18 protein-coding genes are annotated in these 20,773 nt (G+C 52.6%); 13 read left to right on the plus strand and 5 right to left on the minus strand.

Features of this window, described 5'->3' with window-relative positions; genetic code table 11:
• The first annotated feature begins 320 nt into the window (after window positions 1–320).
• The 5 genes from I6L53_RS04575 to fucA all read left to right on the plus strand — a co-directional run bounded on the left by I6L53_RS04575 (window position 321) and on the right by fucA (window position 5,674).
• Window positions 321–1,820 carry a sugar ABC transporter ATP-binding protein gene (locus tag I6L53_RS04575; RefSeq protein ID WP_042322489.1) on the plus strand — a complete coding sequence of 500 codons (1,500 nt, stop codon included), beginning with the start codon at window positions 321–323 and terminating at the stop codon, window positions 1,818–1,820.
• Window positions 1,821–1,823: 3 nt separating this feature from the next.
• Window positions 1,824–2,807 carry an ABC transporter permease gene (locus I6L53_RS04580; RefSeq protein ID WP_042322493.1) on the plus strand — a complete coding sequence of 328 codons (984 nt, stop codon included), beginning with the start codon at window positions 1,824–1,826 and terminating at the stop codon, window positions 2,805–2,807.
• A gap of 73 nt (window positions 2,808–2,880) precedes the next feature.
• Window positions 2,881–3,831, plus strand: a complete 951-nt coding sequence (locus I6L53_RS04585; RefSeq protein WP_042322495.1) for an ABC transporter substrate-binding protein — start codon at window positions 2,881–2,883, stop codon at window positions 3,829–3,831.
• 140 nt (window positions 3,832–3,971) lie between these two features.
• On the plus strand, window positions 3,972–4,970 hold the full coding sequence (locus tag I6L53_RS04590) for a LacI family DNA-binding transcriptional regulator (protein WP_042322499.1): 999 nt from the start codon (window positions 3,972–3,974) through the stop codon (window positions 4,968–4,970).
• Window positions 4,971–5,026: 56 nt separating this feature from the next.
• Window positions 5,027–5,674 (plus strand): L-fuculose-phosphate aldolase, encoded by a 648-nt coding sequence (gene fucA / locus I6L53_RS04595; RefSeq protein WP_042322501.1) that lies wholly within the window; start codon window positions 5,027–5,029, stop codon window positions 5,672–5,674.
• A gap of 65 nt (window positions 5,675–5,739) precedes the next feature.
• Here the strand turns inward: fucA and xni are convergent, their stop codons facing one another.
• The 5 genes from xni to queF form a co-directional block, all read right to left on the minus strand.
• Window positions 5,740–6,495 carry a flap endonuclease Xni gene (gene xni, locus I6L53_RS04600; RefSeq protein WP_042322504.1) on the minus strand — a complete coding sequence of 252 codons (756 nt, stop codon included), beginning with the start codon at window positions 6,493–6,495 and terminating at the stop codon, window positions 5,740–5,742.
• Between the two features lie 112 nt (window positions 6,496–6,607).
• Complete coding sequence (gene sdaB / locus I6L53_RS04605; protein WP_042322507.1) at window positions 6,608–7,975, minus strand: L-serine ammonia-lyase II; 1,368 nt, start codon at window positions 7,973–7,975, stop codon at window positions 6,608–6,610.
• 60 nt (window positions 7,976–8,035) lie between these two features.
• A complete protein-coding gene (sdaC, locus tag I6L53_RS04610; protein ID WP_042322509.1) occupies window positions 8,036–9,325 on the minus strand; it encodes an HAAAP family serine/threonine permease SdaC in 1,290 nt (429 codons plus the stop codon).
• Between the two features lie 507 nt (window positions 9,326–9,832).
• Window positions 9,833–11,197, minus strand: a complete 1,365-nt coding sequence (ppnN, locus tag I6L53_RS04615; RefSeq protein WP_042322511.1) for a nucleotide 5'-monophosphate nucleosidase PpnN — start codon at window positions 11,195–11,197, stop codon at window positions 9,833–9,835.
• 112 nt (window positions 11,198–11,309) lie between these two features.
• Window positions 11,310–12,158: an NADPH-dependent 7-cyano-7-deazaguanine reductase QueF gene (queF, locus tag I6L53_RS04620; RefSeq protein ID WP_042322514.1), complete on the minus strand. Its 849-nt coding sequence runs from the start codon at window positions 12,156–12,158 to the stop codon at window positions 11,310–11,312.
• Between the two features lie 68 nt (window positions 12,159–12,226).
• Here queF and syd point away from each other — a divergent pair, with 68 nt between their 5' ends.
• From syd to I6L53_RS04660, 8 genes are all read left to right on the plus strand, one after another.
• Window positions 12,227–12,772 carry a SecY-interacting protein gene (gene syd / locus I6L53_RS04625; RefSeq protein ID WP_042322517.1) on the plus strand — a complete coding sequence of 182 codons (546 nt, stop codon included), beginning with the start codon at window positions 12,227–12,229 and terminating at the stop codon, window positions 12,770–12,772.
• A 636-nt stretch (window positions 12,773–13,408) separates the two neighbouring features.
• Window positions 13,409–13,738: a YqcC family protein gene (locus I6L53_RS04630; RefSeq protein ID WP_042322519.1), complete on the plus strand. Its 330-nt coding sequence runs from the start codon at window positions 13,409–13,411 to the stop codon at window positions 13,736–13,738.
• Complete coding sequence (truC, locus tag I6L53_RS04635) at window positions 13,738–14,532, plus strand: tRNA pseudouridine(65) synthase TruC (protein ID WP_042322521.1); 795 nt, start codon at window positions 13,738–13,740, stop codon at window positions 14,530–14,532. The genes I6L53_RS04630 and truC overlap by 1 nt, the downstream gene beginning before the upstream one ends.
• A gap of 6 nt (window positions 14,533–14,538) precedes the next feature.
• Entirely contained in the window at window positions 14,539–14,988 is a 450-nt protein-coding gene (locus I6L53_RS04640) for a flavodoxin (RefSeq protein WP_042322523.1), read from the plus strand.
• 481 nt (window positions 14,989–15,469) lie between these two features.
• Window positions 15,470–16,828 carry a galactarate/glucarate/glycerate transporter GudP gene (gene gudP, locus I6L53_RS04645; protein ID WP_042322524.1) on the plus strand — a complete coding sequence of 453 codons (1,359 nt, stop codon included), beginning with the start codon at window positions 15,470–15,472 and terminating at the stop codon, window positions 16,826–16,828.
• The gene (locus tag I6L53_RS04650) at window positions 16,825–18,165 is read left to right on the plus strand and encodes an enolase C-terminal domain-like protein (protein ID WP_042322527.1); all 1,341 of its coding nucleotides are present in this window, start codon (window positions 16,825–16,827) and stop codon (window positions 18,163–18,165) included. Before gudP ends, I6L53_RS04650 begins: the two co-directional genes overlap by 4 nt.
• A 20-nt stretch (window positions 18,166–18,185) precedes the next feature.
• Window positions 18,186–19,526 (plus strand): glucarate dehydratase, encoded by a 1,341-nt coding sequence (gene gudD / locus I6L53_RS04655; protein WP_042322529.1) that lies wholly within the window; start codon window positions 18,186–18,188, stop codon window positions 19,524–19,526.
• Window positions 19,527–19,614: 88 nt separating this feature from the next.
• On the plus strand, window positions 19,615–20,757 hold the full coding sequence (locus tag I6L53_RS04660; protein ID WP_042322531.1) for a glycerate kinase: 1,143 nt from the start codon (window positions 19,615–19,617) through the stop codon (window positions 20,755–20,757).
• The last annotated feature ends 16 nt before the right edge of the window (window positions 20,758–20,773 follow it).

Raw genomic sequence — 20,773 nt, forward strand, 5'->3', positions numbered from 1 at the left:
TTCACGAGAAGTGGTTAAAATTCGATCTGCATCAAATAATTCAACGGCAGTCAAATTTATTAAAATATTTAAAATCAAAAGATTAGAAATAAATGTCTGTCCGGTATCACACTTTTAACCCAAATGATTTGGCTATTTTGGGTGGCTAAAATAGCTTTAAAGGGCAAATCGCTAACTCGAGTTAGCAATATCTGGCAACTTATCGACGTGACGTATACGTGTTTTCAGGAAGTATTCACATTCATGGTGACGCTCGCTCCCTGAGAATGCACTTCGCCTGATTCACTGCCTGCAGTTTCTGATTATTGAGGAAAGCAGCAATGTCCGAAACCTTTTTACAGATGAATCATATTACCAAGCGCTTTCCCGGCGTATTAGCGTTGAGTAATGTGAACTTTACTCTTCGCAAAGGCGAAGTGCATGCGCTATTAGGTGAAAATGGTGCAGGCAAATCCACGCTGATGAAAATTTTATCCGGTGTTTATCAACCGGATGAGGGAGATATTATATTTGAGGATCGTCCGGTGTCATTCAGCGATCCGCTCAGCGCGCAGCATGCCGGGATCACCATTATTCATCAGGAATTTAATCTCTTCCCGGAATTAACCGTGGAAGAAAATATCTTTATCGGCAGAGAGTTTTGTAAAAATAACCGTTGGCGACTGGATGAAAAACAACAGCGCCAGGCGGCGACCGAAATTTTACACAGATTAAACCTGAATATTTCGCCTGAAACGCTGGTGGCAGATCTGACGGTGGCACAGCAGCAGATGGTGGAAATCGCGAAAGCAATATCCGTTAATGCCAAAATCCTGATTATGGATGAACCCACGGCGGCGCTGACGGAAACGGAAATAGAAAGTTTATTTCAGGTGACCCGGTTACTTAAAGCGCAGGGGACCGGGATTGTCTATATCTCGCATCGTCTGGAAGAACTGGCCTTGATTGCCGATCGCGCGACGGTCATGCGCGATGGCCAGTACATTGATACCGTTGATTATGAAACCGTGAAGATCAGCGACCTGATTGCGATGATGGTGGGGCGTGAGCTGGGAAATATCTACCCTCGCCGCGAAGCGCGGGCGCATCAGGAACCGGTGCTGGAAGTCAGCGGCCTCACGCGTAAAGGCGTCCTCAATAACATCGATTTTACGCTGAATCGGGGAGAGATACTGGGCTTTGCTGGCTTGATGGGGGCCGGACGAACGAAGCTGGCGAGGGCGCTTTTTGGCGCCGATCCCATCGACAGCGGGACCATTAAGTTGAACGGCAAAGCCATTGTGATAAAGGGTATCTCTGACGCCATCGCGCAAGGTATTAGCTATTTAACCGAAGACCGCAAAAAAGAGGGGCTGGCGCTTAATCTGTCCGTTGAGCGCAATATTATGTTAGGGAATTACCCTGAATACGCTGACCGTTTTGGCAACGTTGATGCGAAACGCTGCCAGCAAACGAGTGAAGAACAGGTCAGGGCGCTCAGAATCAAAACGCCGCACCTTGAACAGGCGGCTCTGAATCTGAGTGGGGGAAATCAGCAAAAAATTATTATTGCCCGCTGGGTATGCAAAGATACCGATATTCTTATTTTTGATGAACCCACCCGGGGAATTGACGTTGGCGCAAAGCTGGAAATTTATGAATTAATGAATCGTCTTGTGGCGAAAGGGAAGTCGATCATTATGATTTCCTCGGAATTACCGGAGGTTCTGGGCATGTGCGATCGTATCTTAGTTATGCGCAGTGGTCGTATTACCGGAGAATTAACTGCTGATAACGCCACACAAGAAAAAATCATGCAATATGCGACGTTAGAGGATTAAATCATGACCATCTCTGTAACCTCTTCAGACAGCAATAATAAGAAAATAAAAATTAATAAAGAACTTTTAATGCGCCTTGCGCCGCTTTTTAGTTTGATTATTTTGGTTGTCTTCTTCAGCTTCAGTTCGCCGTTTTTCTTTAATACCGAAAATATTATGACGATTGCGCTACAAACGTCGGTTATCGGCATTATGGCTATTGGCGTAACGTTTGTGATTATTACTGCGGGGATCGATCTTTCCTTAGGGTCGGTGGTGGCGTTTTCCGGCGTTGCGGTGGGCATTTGTGCGACGCTCGGACTGCCACTGCCGGTTTGCATTCTGGCGGGCGTGCTGGCCGGGGGATTGTGCGGCTACATAAACGGTCTGCTGGTGACCAAAATGACGATTCCGCCGTTCATCGCCACCCTGGGGCTGATGATGTCCGTCAGAGGAATCAACATGGTCATGACGGACGGTCGCGCCATTTATTTTGCTGATTACCCCACCTTTAAATTGCTGGCGCAGGGACGTTTATTCGATGTACTGCCGTATCCGGTGTTCTATCTGGTGATTGTCGCCCTGGCTGCCGGTTATATCCTCAAAAAAACAGTGATTGGTCGCTACGTCTATGCCGTGGGCAGTAATGAAGTGGCGGCGCACCTTTCCGGGATCAAAGTCCAGCGCGTTAAGATCTTTGTTTATGCCTTCTGTGGACTGTTAACGGGCATTGCCGGGGTCATTCTGGCCTCGCGCCTGAACTCTGGTCAGCCAACGGTTGGCGTCGGTTATGAACTTGAAGCCATCGCCGCCGTGGTAATCGGCGGCACCAGTCTGATGGGCGGGATCGGCACTATCGGCGGCACCATCATCGGTGCATTCATTATGAGCGTATTGAAAAACGGCCTGAACCTGATGGGCGTCTCCCAGTTCTGGCAAATGGTGGCGATGGGCATTGTGGTCGTCGCCGCTGTCTATCTCGATACGTTACGCAAAAAGATTCGTTGATTTACGCTCCCGGCAGTCACGGGGAACACAGACCCTGACGTTAAGGGTGACACACTCACAACGGAGTACAACAATGAAAACCAGGCATTTTATCTATGCGTTATCCCTGCTGGCGTGCGTCACTTCCAGCGCGTTGGCGAAAGATTTGAACCTTCCCGTCATCAGTAAAGGTTTCCAGCATGAATTCTGGCAAACCGTAAAAATGGGAACGGAAGCGGCAGCGAAAGAGTTGGGCGATAAAACCAGCTATGTGGGGCCTGCGGATGAAACCCAGATCGCAGAACAAATTCAGCTGGTTGAAAACGCCATGGCGCAAAAACCGAATGGCCTGCTGCTGGCCGCGCTGGATGCGAATGCGCTTGCTCCGCTGGTGGAAACGGCGAATTCGCGAGGTATTAAGGTTGTCACCTTTGACTCTGGCGTGAACTCCGATATTCCAGTCAGCTTTGTTGCGACCAATAACCGTAAAGCTGGCGCTGAAGCGGCGGATGCGCTGGCGGCGCAAGTGAATAATAAAGGTAAAGTCGGCATTATTGCTCACGTCGCCGGAACGTCATCGGCGATTGAGCGCTCGGAAGGGTTTATTGCCCGTATGAAGGAAAAGTATCCGGACATCAAGGTGCTGCCTGTGCAGTACAGTGATGGCGATCCGCAAAAAGCGATGGATAAGACCATTGATATGATTCAGGCCAATCCCGATCTGGCCGGGATTTATGGCACTAATGAGGGCTCAACGCTGGGGGTCGCTAACGCTATTGACAGTCAGAATCTGAAAGGGAAGGTGAAAGTTATAGGTTTTGACAGCACTGAAGCCATTATTCACTTCCTTAACACTGGCGTGATCCAGGGCTTTGTCGTCCAGGACGCTTTTCAGATTGGTTACCAGGGGATTAAAACCTTGAATGCGGCGCTGTCCGGACAAACGGTCGCGAAAGAGATCGATATTCCGGTGAAATTTGTGAGCGCCCAGAACATTAATACGCCGGAAATTGACAAGCTGTTACATCCATTCGGCAAGAAATAGACAGGCTGGGGGCGGTATCTGCGCCCCGCTTACCTGGTGAGATCAATGGCGTGCGCTTAACCGACTGATGCGGTAAGACAAAAGTGTAAAATACTTTTATGATTGTCAATTGACGCGTGGACGGTGACTGGGGCACATACATGGCTAAAACAGTAGAACAGATAGCCAGCGACCTGAATTTATCGGTGACAACCGTGAGACTGGTGCTAAACGGAAAAGCTGAACAGTATCGAATCAGCCTCAAAACGCAAACGCGTATTAATGAATATGTCGAGCGATATGGTTATGTGATTAACCATTCCGCCCGCAGTCTGAAGCTGAATAAAACGGATACGCTTGGCCTGATTGTACCTAATATTTCTAACGTCTTTTTTGCCACGTTAGCTGAGAAACTCGAGCAGCGCTGCCGCCGCTCGGGTTACCAGTTGATGATTAGCTGTACCTATGATGATGTCGATTACGAAAACAAGATCACCAAGGCCTTAATTGCCCGTAATGTGGACGGCCTTTTTATTGTCCCGGCGACGTTAGAAAACCAGCAGCATCATTTACGCCAGGTGAGAAAACCGATGGTATTGCTGGACCGTGATTTTAAGTATACGGATAACGCGCTGGTGGAAAGTCACAATATTTCAGGTGGCGAACAATTAACCCAAAGTTTGCTGGATACCGAAACGTTACCGCTCTGGTTTCTGGTGGGTGATACCGGTTTACCCAGTATCAGCGACCGTATGACGGGCTATCTGAATGCGCTCAGTAAAAAAGGGATTCATCACCGTGACTGGGTGCGTGAAGGACCGGTGAACACCCCGGAAGGGGGATATCAGATTATGCAGGCTTTAATCGACGAAGCAGGGTGTCCGCAGGCGTTCATCGCCTCGTCATTACCGGTGCTGGAAGGCGCGGTAAGAGCCATTCGCGACCGTTTTGGCGTCATTCCGCCCGAGATCAATATCGGCACGTTCGATGAGCATCCGATGCTGGGATTTCTGTCCAATAACGTGTGGTCGATGCAGCAGGACGAGAATGCCTGGGCGGAAAAAGCGTTCGCCATGATGCTCAGCGCCATTGAAGATCGCCCCGTCCATGAGACGGTAAAAGTGGAAATGAAATTAATTAAGCGCTTAAGACAAAAATAATACGCGCGACAAAAAGAGCGTTATCAGCCATTGAACCGATTACCCGGAGAACTGAGATGGAAAGAACTCGTTTATCTCGAGAAATTATCGAAACCTGTCTTGAAATGACGCGCCTGGGTTTAAACCAGGGGACTGCGGGAAATGTGAGCGCGCGTTATCAGGACGGTATGTTGATTACCCCGAGCGGCATTCCTTATGAGCGAATGACCGAACAGATGATTGTTTACGTGGATAACGACGGCAGATATGAAGAAGGTAAATTACCGTCCAGCGAATGGCGCTTTCATCTTGCGGCGTATCAGACTCGCCCGGAGGCGAATGCGGTTGTGCATAACCACGCCATTCACTGTACTGCGGTGTCTATTCTCAACCGGCCGATTCCGGCAATCCATTATATGATTGCGGCGGCAGGGGGAAATTCAATTCCTTGCGCGCCTTACGCTACTTTTGGAACCCGAGAGCTCTCTGAACATGTTGTCGTGGCATTGAAAAATCGCAAAGCCACGCTGTTGCAGCATCACGGTTTAATTGCCTGTGAGGCGAATCTGCAAAAGGCGCTGTGGCTGGCACACGAAGTAGAAGTGCTGGCGCAACTCTATATGAAGACGCTGGCGGTTGTGGATCCGGTGCCGGTGTTATCCGATGAAGAGATCGCCGTTGTGCTGGAGAAGTTTAAAACCTACGGCTTACGTATCGAAGAATAAACGGCGGAGTGTCCGTCGCTGTTTGTGTGCCGGGTTGGGCGATCTGCGTCATCCGGCCCACGACATTATCGCGCCAGGCGCAACTGTTGCAGGTTACCGTCAAGCTGCAAATCGGTTTGCAAACGCGCAATATCACGGCATAAGAATGCCATCTCCTGGTGAGTTTCCAGCTTCTTGCGCCATTTTTCCGGCACATCATTCAGATGCGCGTAGAGACCTTCCAGCGTCTGAAACTGCACTAACAGTTGCGTCGCGCTTTTCGGGCCGATGCCAGCGACGCCTGGCACTTTTGAACTGCTGATCCCCGCCAGTCCCCAGTAATCCGGCAATTGCTGCGGTTGAACGCCAAACTCTTTTTCAATGAACGGCGCATCCAGCCAGCGTTTCTGAAAGTAATCACGAATACGTAAGGTTGGGGAGAGTAGCTGACAATAGCCTTTGTCAGTCGACACGATGGTGGCCTGATGGCCTGCCTGTGCGACTTTAACCGCCAGCGTTGCCGCCAGGTCATCGGCTTCATTGCCGCTCGACACCCAACACGCGACACCTCGTTGCTCGAAAGCGGCACGCAGGGCGGGCATCTCATTGTGCAGTTCGTCAGGCATCGGTGGACGGCCGGCTTTGTAGTCCGGTAGGCGCTGATGACGCCAGCCGTTGCTCCGTGCTTCATCATCAAATACCGCCACGGCGTGGGTGGGCTGACTGTGGACAATCAACTGATCAAGCGCATGCAGACAGGTATCCGCGCAGGGCGATCCCTGAACGGCGTGGATCCGACGGATTAAATTGAGTGCGTCGACGATGAGCAGATGGACAGCCACGGTGTTCTCCCTTACCAGTCAGCCTGTAGGGTAACATTCAGGACAGAAGCAGGCTATTGCGGGAGGCCAAAACAAGAAGAGGCCTCGCAAAATGAGGCCTCTGTGTGCACGATTAATCGCAGGTGACAATCTTCATGGCCAGGCCACCGCGAGAGGTTTCGCGGTACTTGGCGTTCATGTCTTTGCCCGTTTCGTACATGGTTTCGATGACTTTATCGAGGCAGACGCGCGGTTCGCTGGTGCGACGCAGCGCCATACGCGCCGCGTTGACCGCTTTTACGGACGCAATCGCGTTACGCTCGATGCATGGTACTTGAACTTGTCCCGCAACCGGGTCGCAGGTCAGACCGAGGTTATGTTCCATGCCGATTTCTGCTGCAATACATACCTGCGTTGGACTGCCGCCCAGCAGTTCTGCCAGACCGGCCGCCGCCATTGAACAGGCCACGCCGACTTCGCCCTGACAGCCCACTTCCGCGCCGGAAATTGAGGCATTCATTTTGTACAGTGAGCCAATCGCACTGGCGACCAGCATGTAGCGTGCCAGCGAGTTAGCGTTCACTTCGCGGATGAATTTGTCGTAGTAGGCGAGGACAGCCGGCACGATACCGCAGGCACCGTTCGTGGGGGCGGTGACGACGCGCCCGCCAGCGGCGTTCTCTTCGTTCACCGCCAGAGCGAACATGTTGATCCAGTCAACGACCGCCATCGGATCGGTGGTCGTTTTGTCGCTGCTTACCAGCATCCGACGCAGCGCCGCCGCACGACGGGGTACGCGCAGTTTTCCTGGCAGTACGCCCTCGGTGGTGATACCGCGCTCAATGCCGCCGCGCATCACGTCCCAGACGTTAGCAAAGTGCTGTTCCAGCTCTTCTTTGCTGTGCAACGCCAGTTCGTTTTGCATCATCAGGCCGGAAAGGGAAAGCCCGGTTTCCTGACAGTGTTTTTGCAGATCGGCCGCCGATTTGTACGGATACGGTACGTTGACCGGCGCACTGTTTGGTAAACCGAAATGTTCTTCATCAACGATGAAACCACCGCCAATGGAGTAATAAGTCTGGCTGTAGAGGACGTTATCGCCTGCCAGCGCGGTTATGCGCATCCCATTCTCGTGCAGAGACAGGTTATCAGCATGGAAGTTCATGCATTTATCAACCGGGAATTCAACCTCATGCTGACCATTCGCCAGCAGCAGGCGTCCATGGGTGTTCACATCCTGGATAAAGCCAGGGATGGCGTCGATGTCGACGGTGTCCGGCAGATTTCCTGCCAGACCCATGATAATCGCGATATCGGTGTGGTGGCCTTTACCCGTCAGCGACAGGGAGCCATACACATCCACCACGACGCGGGTTACATCCGTCAGAATATTGCGGGCAATCAGATCATCCGTGAATTGTTTGCCGGCTTTCATTGGTCCAACGGTATGTGAACTGGAAGGGCCAATGCCGATTTTGAAAATATCGAATACGCTAATCATAGGGCATCCATTGCGGTTGTATCAGGGAGGAAGCGCCGCCCGAAAGCGGCGCCAAACAACTTAGCTGAACAGGGAGTAGAAAATCGCGGAGATAGCAATCAGACCCATCACGACAACAAACACGTTGCTGATGTGACCGCTGTATTTACGCATTGCCGGTACTTTCTGGATCGCATACATCGGCATCAGGAACAGGATCATCGCGATGATTGGGCCGCCCAGGGTTTCAATCATACCGAGGATACTCGGGTTCAAAGTAGCGACAATCCAGGTCGTTACCAGCATGAACAGCGCGGTGATGCGGTTCAGTTTGTTGATTTCGATAGATTTGCCTTTACCACGCAGCGATTTGATAACCATCCCGTTGAAACCTTCACGTGCGCCCAGGTAGTGGCCGAGGAAGGATTTGGTGATGGCAATCATCGCGATGATCGGTGCCATCCAGGCGATGATCGGCGCGTTAAAGTGGTTTGCCAGGTAAGACAGAATCGAGATGTTCTGATCTTTCGCTGCTGCCAGGTCTGCCGGAGTCAGGCTCAGTACACAACTGAAGACGAAGAACATGACTGTCAGCACCATCATGATGTGAGCGAATGCCAGAATCTTCGAGCATTTTTTCTCTGCCGCGTCACCGTACTCTTCACGCTTCGCCACCGCGAAGGAGGAGATAATCGGAGAGTGGTTGAAAGAGAACACCATAACCGGAATCGCCAGCCACAGGGTCATCCACAAACCGTTGCCGGTAGAGGCCGCAGAATCAAAGGACAGCGTTTCCAGCGCAGCACCGCTCCACTGTGGGATCAGGTACAGGGCCAGCAGCATCAGCGCGGCAACAAACGGAAACACCAGGATACTCATCGCTTTCACGATCATCTGCTCACCGAAGCGGACGATAGTCATCATCCCGACAATCAGGATCAGCGACAGGATCGCACGCGGTGGTGGCGTGATAGCTAACTGATGAGTCAGGAAGCTCTCAACCGTGTTGGTAATCGCAACGCTGTAAACCAACAGAATCGGGTAAATCGCGAAGAAGTACAGCAGAGTAATCAGTTTACCTGCGCCGATACCAAAGTGCTCTTCAACCACTTCTGTGATGTCTTCGCCCGGGTTTTTGCCGGACAGCACGAAGCGAGTCAGACCACGGTGAGCGAAGAAGGTCATCGGGAAGGCGATAATTGCCATGATAATCAGCGGGATCATCCCACCGACACCTGCGTTAATTGGCAGGAACAATACGCCCGCACCGATAGCCGTGCCATAAAGGCCCAGCATCCACATGGTGTCGGTCTTGCGCCATGCGCTTCGTGTTTCAGTCGAAGCAATAGTGCTGGTTTGAATGGTTTCCATCTATTTCTCCTGGAGGAAGCTAAAAATCAGGAAAAAATTCCTGACAGTAAAACGAAATTCTTGCAATGACGATTTTTATAAAATTTTTAACCGTAGTAATTTGCGGGCAGAAAGATACATTTAACTAATGAATCTATCAGTGATCGCGATCCCAAATGCAATAATCCACTTCTAACAGGGATATGTTTGGATCATTAGTCTGTTAAAAAAACATCAAAGCGAATTTACGCGCGCGAAGGCTAGCATTAACGACATATCACCTGAAAGTATTGCAAGGTAGATACGGAGGTTGCGTTGTAAAAATCGTTGTTTATGGTGGTTTGTGATGACTAACTTAAATTTTGGCTTATAAAACGCGGTTGCATTAGGTGGGTAATCGTTTGCGTGGCGATAATTTTTGTATGATGTATTAGCTGGCTTAATAAAGGAAAGGTGTTATCTCTTTGGTAATTATAAAAAAACCGGGAGAGCGCATCGCTGTTCCCGGTTCATGAAACGCTTTGCGCGTCAGGCGCAGATTTCGTAGCAGGGGATATAGGCGGTGCCTGGCAGCTTCATACGGTGCTGCGCGACAAAACCTTGCAAGAGATCGTCCATGCGACGCATCATTTCACTGTCGCCGTGGATTTTGTATGGCCCAAACTCTTCGATGGCGCGGATGCCCACTTCCTTGACGTTACCCGCCACAATCCCCGAGAAGGCACGACGCAGGTCTGCCGCCAGCACTTCAACCGGTTGGTCAGGGTACAGCTTCAGGTTGGCCATGTTCTCGTGGGACGGTTCGAACGGCATTTGCAGATCCGGCGTGATACGAATCGACCAGTTGAAGCTGTAGGCATCGCCAGTATCACGACGGTTCTCTTTCACCAGCGGCATCGCTTTTTTCATCAGACGCGCCACTTCTGCCGCGTCATCAATGATAATGCGGTAATGCACGCGCGCGGCTTCGCCCAGCGTATGCACGATAAACTCATCCAGCACGCGGAAGTAGTCGGCACTCTCTTTCGGGCCGGTCAGGATGAGCGGCAGAACCTGATCTTTGTTCGCCGGGTTCATCAGGATCCCCAGCAGATACAGCAACTCTTCTGCCGTTCCCACGCCGCCCGGGAAGATGATAATGCCGTGGGCGATACGCACGAAAGCTTCCAGACGTTTTTCGATATCCGGCATGATGATCAGTTCGTTAACCAGCGGGTTCGGTGGTTCAGCGGCGATAATCGACGGCTCGGTCATCCCAATAAAACGGCTGTCTTTATAACGCTGCTGAGCATGACCCACCGCAGCGCCTTTCATTGGCGCTTCCATAGCACCTGGTCCGCAACCGGTGCAGATATTCAGCTCGCGCAATCCTAACTGCGTCCCGACGCGTCGGGCATACAGGTATTCATTTTCATTAATGGAGTGGCCGCCCCAGCAGACAACCATGTTTGGCGCTTCGCCCACGTGCAATGCTCTGGCGTTACGCAAAATAGAGAACACCAGGTTAGTAATGTGCACGGAGCTTTCGAGATCCAGATGCTGGAAACGCCCCGCATTATGAATCTGACCATTAACAAACAGAATGTCGCGCAGTACTGCAAACAGGTTTGCCTGTAGCGCGCGGATGATACGACCATCGACGAATGCATCTTCTGGCGGGTTGATCAGTTCCAGCTTCACACCGCGTTCGCGACGCAGCACGTTAATGTCGAAACTTTCAAAGCGGGACAGCAGTTCTTTGCTGTTGTCAGTCAGACTGCCGGAGTTTAAAACGGCAAGCGAACAGTTACGAAACAGTTGATACAGGTCGCTGCTGGCCGTGCGTTTAAGCATATCGACTTCCAGCTGCGACAACATGTCCATTGAGCCAAGTGGGCTAATATGTGTAATCAAGTAAACTCCTTATGGGACGCAAAACGTCATTCCCTGTAGATTACAATAGCCCTGGCTTATGACCTTTCACAACCTTGCGCGTGGAATCCGGCGCGCAAAATTGTGAAATAATTCATTGTCGAACTAATCTGCCGGTCGCCGGAACGAAGTCGGTGTTGCTCCGCCACGGGTTGATATCCAGACCGCCACGGCGTGTATAGCGGGCATAAACACTCAGTTTCTCTGGCTGGCAGAAGCGTAGCAGGTCATTGAAAATGCGTTCCACGCACTGCTCGTGGAACTCGTTATGGTGGCGGAAAGAGACCAGATAACGAAGCAACTTCTCTCTGTCAATTTTACGTCCGCGATACTGAATTTGTATGGAGCCCCAGTCCGGCTGATGGGTGATCAGGCAGTTTGATTTCAACAGATGGCTTACCAGCGTCTCTTCAACAATTTTTTCCCCACTGGCGGCGGACTGCAAAAAGTCAGTGGTGAACTGGTAGTTGTCGATGCCGATGTCTTGAAAATCAATGCAGGTGCCGTGAAAATGCGCGACAGGTTGTCCTTCCAGTTCGTCGAGACGGTACAACGCAACGGTCACATTCCCTTCGGCACAGGCACGCAGATCGTTTTCCAGCGTCCGTTGTACCGCTTCCCAGGAATCAAACCGCGTCTGGTTGAAGCTGTTCAGGTACAGCTTAAAGCTTTTGGATTCAATCAAATTAACGCTGGTGTAATCCAGTTCTACATGGCCAACCGCCACCTGCGGTAATCCCCTGGCATTCAGCCATGACAGTTCATACAGCGTCCAGATATCGGCACCGTGAAACGGCAGACTGCCTGCTTTTAACCCCAACGGGTCGCGATTCAGACTACGGGGCACGCCTTGTAGCAGGCTGGGGTCGTAAAGATCCCGGTAATCGGTTGATTTACCGAGCGTCAGGCCATCAAGAGCCTGATGGTTTTCATAAGAAGACATGTTTCACCGTCATAAACCAGATACACTATGCGTCAAGTGTATCCTGGCTTTTATGAAGAGAGAAACCGGTGGACGAACAGACAGCTCTGGCCCTGAAAGACTTTACGACGCGCTACTGCAACGAATGGCATGACAAACACGCAAGTTGGCCCATGAGCGAAGAGCTGTATGGCGTACCTTCTCCGTGCATCATTTCCACCACCCGTGATGCCGTTTACTGGCAACCGCAGCCGTTTGAAGGTGAACAGAATGTAAACGCGGTTGAACGTGCCTTCGATATTGTGATACAACCAGCCCTTCATGCGTTTTATACCACGCAGTTTGCCGGAGATATGCGTGCACAGTTAGCCAGTGAAACGCTGACGCTATTGCAGACCTGGAGTGCGGATGATTTCAGACGGGTTCAGGAAAACCTGATTGGTCATCTGGTGACGCAGAAACGTTTGAAACTGTCGCCGACCCTCTTTATTGCCACGCTGGACAATGAACTGGAGGTGATTTCACTCTGCAATCTGTCCGGTGAAGTGATCAAAGAAACGCTGGGAACGCGTAATCGTTCCGTTCTGGCGCCTTCTCTTGCGGATTTCCTTACGCAACTTAAGCCTCTTCTGTAATCCATTTACCCCGTTAATATGTGAGAGATCTCTTACAAGCCCTGTAGGAGATCGCCAGGTGATAAATAAAGACATCACGAAGCAAAAATAGTCAATATTCTAATAAATCAATATGTTAATCATTTTCTGTCAACTTTCATATGAAATTTTCCTTAAGGGATTGCCTATAAGCACCTTGTAAGACGGCGTAAAAAAGGCGATTCTATCTACGTCGACAAGGAGTCGCACAACGAAGTGAACATCAGGATGATGGCACATCGTAAGGACACACCAGGACGGTGTTACAGGGAAAGGCTTCAGGATGAAGTGAAGAGGAAAACGCGGGAATGCGTTAACGGACACCTCCAGGAAGGAGAACGAGAGCCAGTCAGGATAGTTGGTGGGTCAGGATGGCCAGGACGCTTCAGGATGAAGTAATCGCATCGGGGTGGTGTGAGCAGGATGCAAATGTTCAGGATGAACAACAGGTCGCAAGACCACTGGAAAAGTTGTCACGGATGAGCAGGGAGCACGAAAAGTAGCTGGAATGCTGCGAAACGAACCGGGAGCACTGTTTTTACAGTGCTCCCTTTTTTTGTTTCTTTTTTTACTGGTGGTATCCTTCGCGCCAGATTTTTCATCATTGAGGTGACTTTCATGACGACTCATGACCGTGTGCGTCAGCAGCTCCACGCACTTGAAGCGCTGCTGCGTGAGCATCAACACTGGCGGATGGATGAACCCGAAGCCCACCTGTTTACCAGTACCCAACCGTTTTGTATGGATACGATGGAGCCGATTGAGTGGCTGCAATGGGTCCTGATCCCCCGTATGCATGCTTTACTGGACAGCGCGCAGCCGCTGCCTGAGGCGTTTGCCGTCGCGCCATACTACGAAATGGCGCTCGAGGGCGATCACCCGCAGCGTGAGATCCTGCTGGAGGCGTTGCAGACGCTGGATGCGCTTTTCGCGCAAGATAAATCCTGATGCTGGAGATTCTGTATCAGGACGAGTGGCTGGTTGCGGTCAACAAACCTTCCGGCTGGCTGGTGCACCGCAGTTGGCTGGATCGCGACGAAAAAGTGGTGGTGATGCAGACTGTGCGTGACCAGATTGGCCAGCACGTGTTTACCGCGCATCGCCTTGACAGACCAACATCCGGCGTGCTGTTGATGGGCTTATCCAGTGAAGCCGGCCGCCGCCTCGCGCAGCAGTTTGAGCAGCACCAGATCCATAAACGCTATCACGCCATTGTCCGTGGATGGTTGATGGAGGAGGCGGTACTCGATTATCCGTTAGTAGAAGAACTGGATAAAATCGCCGATAAGTTTGTCCGTGAAAACAAGGACCCGCAGCCTGCAGTGACCCATTACCGTGGCCTCTCCACTGTTGAAATGCCTGTGGCGACCGGGCGTTATCCGACGACGCGTTACGGACTGGTGGAGCTGGATCCGCAAACGGGACGCAAGCATCAGCTCAGACGCCATCTGGCGCACCTGCGTCATCCGATTATTGGCGACAGCAAGCATGGCGATTTGCGGCAGAACCGCAGCGCGGCGGAACATTTTGGCTGCAACCGACTGATGCTACACGCCAGTCAGCTTTCGCTGACGCATCCGTTTACCGGTGAACCGCTGACGATTCATGCGGGGCTGGATGCGGTCTGGTTGCAGGCACTGTCACAGTTTGGCTGGCAAGGACTTCTCCCTGAGAATGAAAGGGTTGAGTTAAGTGAGCCAGCAGGTCAGGATGAAGGCATAAGTTCTTCATCCAGGGAGTAATCAAGCATGGCGGAAATTGGGATTTTTGTCGGGACGATGTATGGCAATGCGCTGCTGGTCGCCGAAGAGGCCGAAGCGATCCTGACGGCGCAAGGGCACAAAGCGACCGTTTTTGAAGATCCTGAACTGACGGACTGGCAGGAATATCAGGATAAAATCGCGCTGGTGGTCACCTCCACGACCGGGCAGGGCGATTTACCTGACAGCATTGTGCCACTGTTTCAGGGGATCAAAGACCAACTGGGTTTCCAGCCGAATCTGCGTTATGGCGTGATTGCACTGGGTGACAGCAGCTACGTCAATTTCTGCAACGGCGGTAAACAGTTTGACGCCCTGTTGCAGGAACAAAGCGCACAGCGCGTGGGAGACATGTTGCTGATTGATGCCAGTGAGCATCCGGAGCCTGAAAGCGAATCCAATCCCTGGGTTGAACACTGGGGCACACTCTTGTTTTGAGAGTTAACCCTCCCCCTACCGGGAGGGACTCCGTTGTGACACCAGGCACGGGAACGACCTGCCTTTATAGTACCCAATACTGAATCGAGTTAGCCTCGGGCAAACGCCCCTAAAAGCCTTCGCTATTGAAGGGTTTTTAGGGGCGTTTTCATAGGGTCAAGCGACCTGTTTCACACTCTTACCTTTTCCACCTAAGTCCCGTGCGATTTCCGTTATATGTTTTCATTTCCGTGAAGTCGCTTCCATCACCCTGGGCTTTTGCCATAAACATAAGTGATACGTTGCCTAAATGTTGGGTTCTTGCACGGTGAGCAAGAACCTGGTGCTTTTTATACTTCTCCTGCCAGTTATAAAAAAATGCAGTTAGCAAGGCGAACGACCTAATAAAAGCTGCAAAAAACACGAAACGTCACCTCTGATCCCCTACCAGTTGTGCTGTTCAGAGTGAGCGTGACTAACGCGAAAATTCAGGAGTGCAACAATGAGTTCATTAAGTCAGGCTGCGAGCAGTGCGGAAAAACGCACAAATGCCCGCTACTGGATAGTGGTGATGTTGTTTATCGTCACCTCCTTCAACTATGGCGACCGCGCCACCTTATCCATTGCCGGTTCGGAGATGGCCAAAGACATTGGTCTGGATCCGGTCGGTATGGGTTACGTTTTCTCTGCGTTCTCATGGGCCTACGTTATCGGGCAGATCCCGGGCGGCTGGCTGCTGGACCGTTTTGGTTCCAAACGCGTTTACTTCTGGTCCATCTTCATCTGGTCCATGTTTACTCTGTTACAAGGCTTTGTCGATATCTTCAGCGGATTCGGCATTATCGTTGCGCTGTTTACTCTGCGCTTCCTTGTCGGTCTGGCGGAAGCGCCGTCCTTCCCCGGCAACAGTCGTATTGTTGCGGCCTGGTTCCCGGCGCAGGAGAGGGGAACCGCCGTCGCGATCTTTAACTCTGCACAGTACTTTGCCACCGTTATCTTCGCCCCGATCATGGGTTGGTTGACACATGAAGTGGGTTGGTCACACGTATTCTTCTTTATGGGCGGCCTCGGGATTGTTATCAGCTTTATCTGGTTGAAAGTGATCCACGAACCGAACCAGCATCCGGGCGTGAACAAGAAAGAGCTGGAGTACATTGCAGAAGGCGGGGCGCTGATCAACATGGATCAGAAAGACACCAAAGCCAAAGTCCCCTTCAGCGTGAAATGGGGGCAGATCAAGCAGTTGCTGGGTTCCCGCATGATGATTGGCGTGTATATCGGCCAGTACTGCATTAACGCATTAACTTACTTCTTTATCACCTGGTTCCCGGTGTATCTGGTGCAGGCTCGCGGCATGTCGATCCTGAAAGCGGGCTTCGTGGCCTCGGTTCCGGCCGTGTGCGGTTTTATCGGCGGGGTTCTGGGCGGCATTATCTCCGACTGGCTGATGCGCCGAACCGGCTCGCTGAACATTGCGCGTAAAACGCCTATCGTTATGGGGATGCTGTTGTCGATGGTGATGGTGTTCTGTAACTACGTCAACGTCGAGTGGATGATCATTGGTTTCATGGCGCTGGCGTTCTTTGGCAAGGGGATCGGTGCGCTGGGCTGGGCGGTGATGGCCGATACAGCACCGAAAGAAATCAGCGGCCTGAGCGGCGGTCTGTTCAACATGTTCGGCAACATCTCCGGTATCGTTACGCCCATTGCGATTGGCTATATCGTCGGCACGACGGGCTCCTTTAACGGCGCGCTGATCTATGTGGGCGTGCACGCGCTGATCGCGGTACTGAGCTATCTGGTGCTGGTGGGGGATATCAAACGTATCGAACTGAAACCTGTCGCAGGACAACTATCATGACGACACAATCCAGTCCCGTTATCACGGACATGAAGGTCATTCCGGTTGCCGGACATGACAGTATGCTCCTCAACATTGGCGGCGCGCATAACGCGTACTTTACCCGCAATATCGTGGTCCTTACCGACAACGCCGGCAACACCGGCGTAGGTGAAGCCCCGGGCGGTGAGGTGATCTACCAGACGCTGGTTGATGCCATCCCGATGGTGCTCGGTCAGGAAGTGGCCCGGCTGAATAAAGTGGTTCAGCAGGTACACAAAGGCAATCAGGCAGCTGACTTTGACACCTTTGGCAAAGGCGCGTGGACCTTCGAACTGCGCGTAAACGCGGTAGCCGCGCTGGAAGCGGCCCTGCTCGATCTGCTGGGCAAGGCGCTCAACGTGCCGGTTTGCGAACTGTTGGGGCCAGGCAAACAGCGCGATGCGGTGACCGTACTCGGGTATCTCTTCTACATTGGCGATCGCACAAAAACCGATCTGCCCTATCTGGAGACCACGCCGGGCAATCACGACTGGTACCACCTGCGCCATCAGGAAGCGTTAAACAGCGATGCCGTGGTGCGTCTTGCAGAAGCCTCGCAGGATCGCTATGGCTTTAAAGATTTCAAACTCAAAGGCGGCGTGTTGCCTGGCGAGCAAGAGATCGACACCGCCCGAGCGCTGAAAAAGCGTTTTCCGGATGCACGTATTACCGTTGATCCCAACGGTGCCTGGCTGCTTGATGAGGCCATCACGCTGTGCAAAGGGCTTAACGATGTGCTCACGTATGCTGAAGATCCGTGTGGCGCGGAGCAGGGATTCTCTGGTCGCGAAGTGATGGCGGAATTCCGACGGGCCACGGGGTTGCCGGTGGCGACGAACATGATCGCCACCAACTGGCGCGAAATGGGCCATGCGGTAATGCTCAATGCTGTCGATATCCCTCTCGCCGATCCGCATTTCTGGACACTTTCCGGCGCGGTGCGGGTGGCACAGTTGTGCGACGACTGGGGGCTGACCTGGGGCTGCCACTCTAACAACCACTTTGATATTTCACTGGCGATGTTTACCCACGTTGGCGCCGCAGCGCCGGGTAAACCGACCGCCATCGACACGCACTGGATCTGGCAGGAGGGCGATTGTCGCCTGACGAAAAATCCTCTCGAGATTAAAAACGGAAAAATTGCCGTTCCGGATGCCCCAGGACTGGGCGTTGAACTGGACTGGGATCACGTGCAGAAGGCGCATGACGCTTACAAAAAACTGCCAGGCGGTGCGCGAAATGACGCCGGTCCGATGCAGTACCTGATCCCCGGCTGGACTTTTGACCGTAAACGTCCCGTTTTCGGCCGTCACTGATTTTGTATAAGGACTCAATAATGAACGCACAATTTACCACCCCAGTGGTTACGGCCATGCAGATTATCCCGGTTGCGGGACACGACAGTATGCTGATGAATCTGAGCGGTGCGCATGCGCCATTCTTCACGCGTAATATTGTGATTATCAAGGATAATTCGGGTCATACTGGCGTCGGTGAAATCCCCGGCGGCGAGAAAATTCGTAAGACTCTGGAAGAGGCGATCCCACTGGTGGTGGGTAAACCGCTTGGCGAGTACAAAAACGTGCTGAATGCGGTACGTAATACTTTTGCCGATCGTGACTCAGGCGGTCGCGGCCTGCAAACTTTTGACCTGCGTACCACCATCCACGTCGTGACCGGGATTGAAGCGGCACTGCTGGATCTGCTGGGACAGCATCTGGGCGTTAACGTGGCTTCTTTACTGGGCGACGGTCAACAGCGTAGTGAAGTTGAAATGCTCGGCTATCTGTTCTTCGTGGGTAACCGCAACGCCACACCGCTGCCGTATCAGAGCCAACCGGATGAGAAATGTGACTGGTATCGTCTGCGTCATGAAGAAGCGATGACGCCCGATGCGGTCGTTCGTCTGGCTGAAGCGGCGTATGAGAAATATGGTTTCAACGACTTCAAACTGAAAGGCGGCGTGCTGGCCGGGGAAGAAGAGGCAGAATCCATTGTGGCGCTGGCAAAACGCTTCCCACAGGCGCGCGTCACGCTGGATCCTAACGGTGCATGGTCGCTGAATGAAGCGATCAAAATCGGTAAGTACCTGAAAGGTTCACTGGCCTACGCGGAAGATCCGTGCGGTGCTGAGCAGGGCTTCTCAGGTCGTGAGGTGATGGCGGAGTTCCGTCGCGCTACCGGTTTGCCGACGGCGACAAACATGATCGCCACCGACTGGCGTCAGATGGGTCATACATTGTCACTACAGTCGGTGGATATTCCGCTGGCTGACCCGCACTTCTGGACGATGCAGGGCTCTGTGCGCGTCGCGCAGATGTGCCATGAGTTCGGTCTGACCTGGGGTTCACACTCCAACAACCACTTCGACGTTTCACTGGCGATGTTCACTCACGTTGCGGCGGCGGCACCGGGTAAGATTACGGCGATCGATACCCACTGGATCTGGCAGGAAGGCAACCAGCGCCTGACTAAAGAACCGTTTGAAATTAAAGGCGGTATGGTGCAGGTACCGGCGAAACCGGGTCTGGGTATTGAGCTGGATATGGACCAGGTGATGAAAGCCCATGAGCTGTATCAGAAACATGGGTTGGGCGCGCGTGACGACGCGATGGGGATGCAGTATCTGATCCCGAACTGGACGTTCGATAACAAACGTCCGTGCATGGTTCGTTAAGATAGACACCGGTCCCAAAAGGACCGGTTATTTTTTATCGGTAAACCGGGTGTATGCTTAGCGGAGTCAACATGCGTAAGGACGGCTTATGAAAATAGTGATCGCACCGGACTCGTATAAGGAAAGTTTGAGTGCTCTCGAAGTGGCGAACGCCATTGAGCAAGGTTTTCGCGAAATCTGGCCCGATGCGGATTACGTAAAACTTCCGGTTGCTGATGGCGGGGAAGGAACGGTCGAAGCCATGGTGGAGGCGACAACGGGACGCATTGTTGAAGTCGATGTCACGGGGCCACTTGGGGAACCTGTCACCGCGTTTTACGGTTTATCCGGTGATGCGCGTACGGCCTTCATCGAGATGGCGGCGGCCAGCGGTCTGGAACAGGTACCTGTCACGTTACGCGATCCATTAAAGACCACCTCCTGGGGGACCGGGGAGTTGATTCGTCATGCGCTGGATGTCGGCGTAGACCATATTATTATCGGGCTCGGCGGCAGTGCGACCAACGACGGCGGCGCAGGCATGGTGCAGGCATTGGGGGCAAAGTTGCTCGATGCTCAGCAGAATGAGATTGGAAAGGGCGGTGCGGCGCTCGACGCGCTTGCACGAATTGATATCAGCCACTTGGATCCACGTCTTGCCGCATGCCGTATCGAAGTGGCATGCGATGTGACTAACCCGTTGACGGGCAAAGAGGGCGCGTCGGCAGTGTTTGGCCCACAGAAAGGCGCGACGGCAGAAACGATCGATCGTCTGGATACGGCACTGGCGCATTATGCGCAGATTATTGCCCGCGATCTGAAGGTGGATGTCCTTGAACTGGCTGGCGGCGGCGCGGCAGGAGGTATGGGCGCGGCGCTGTATGCGTTTTGCGGTGCACAACTGCGGCGCGGGATTGAGATTGTCACCGATGCGCTGCAACTGGATGCGTACGTTGCGGATGCCGATCTGGTGATCACCGGCGAAGGGCGCATCGACAGCCAGACGATCCACGGCAAAGTGCCGGTAGGCGTGGCGAAAGTGGCGAAGCGCTACAACAAACCGGTGATCGGCATTGCCGGCAGCCTGACGGCCGATGTCGGCATTGTCCATGAGCATGGGCTTGATGCCGTATTCAGCGTGATTTATACCATCTGTACGCTGGACGATGCGTTGAAGAATGCCGCAGAGAATGTGCGCATGACCGCGCGCAACGTGGCGGCGACGCTCAAAATGGGGCAGACGTTACGCTGAGGCGAGCGACAGGCCG

It is taken from the genome of Citrobacter farmeri (assembly GCF_019048065.1).
Lineage (GTDB): Bacteria > Pseudomonadota > Gammaproteobacteria > Enterobacterales > Enterobacteriaceae > Citrobacter_A > Citrobacter_A farmeri.